We start from the raw sequence: 728 nt of genomic DNA on the forward strand, positions 1-728 counted from the left end.
TCGGCGCAAATCGCGGTGAGAAACATCCAAAATTTTCTGATCCACCGTATAGGAATGTACGGATGTAGTCATACCGCGTTCTACCCCATATGCTTCATCAAGGCATTTAAAGATAGCTGCCAAACAATTTGTCGTGCACGATGCGCCGGAAATAACATGATGTTTTTCCGGATCATATTCATCCGTATTGACACCCATAACAAGGGTCTTATCGTCAATCGTTGACGGCGCTGTGATAATAATTTTTTTTACACTTCCGCCCAGGGGCAGTTTATCCTGTGCCGACGGCGAAACGCGACCGGCATATTTTCCCGACGCTTCGATAAGAATATCCACTCCCAAGCTGTTCCAGTCTACATTTTTAATATCTTTTTCCTGAAACAGAGGGTATTTCACTCCGTCCATAATAATATGGTCCGAGTCATAAGAAATATCATTCGGCATAGTGCCGAACATGCTGTCATATTTTAATAAGTGCGCCATTTGCTTGGGCGTGCCTATATCATTTAAAGCGACAATTTTAATATCGTCGCCGAATCGCTGTGCAATTTTGAATATTTGTCTACCGATTCGACCGAATCCGTTAATACCGATGTTTACCATTGTATACACCCTTTCATTTGTTAAATCAAGGTCATGATTTTTTCGGCCGCTCCCTCGTCAATGACTAAGGTTCCCTTTCGGCAAGCCCGCATAACGGAGACAATTGCCTCTCCCTTTACGGTGCC

Annotated in this window: 1 protein-coding gene; it reads right to left on the bottom strand. The window is 43.7% G+C overall.

Annotated features, from left to right (window positions below; all coding sequences use genetic code 11):
* On the bottom strand, window positions 1-603 hold a 603-nt coding region (locus PGX78_RS08935; RefSeq protein WP_333524047.1), incomplete at its 3' end, for a glyceraldehyde 3-phosphate dehydrogenase NAD-binding domain-containing protein.
* Between the last annotated feature and the right edge of the window lie 125 nt (window positions 604-728).

It is taken from the genome of Megasphaera sp. AF13-6AC (assembly GCF_027685385.1).
GTDB classification, from domain to species: Bacteria; Bacillota; Negativicutes; order Veillonellales; family Megasphaeraceae; genus Megasphaera; species Megasphaera micronuciformis.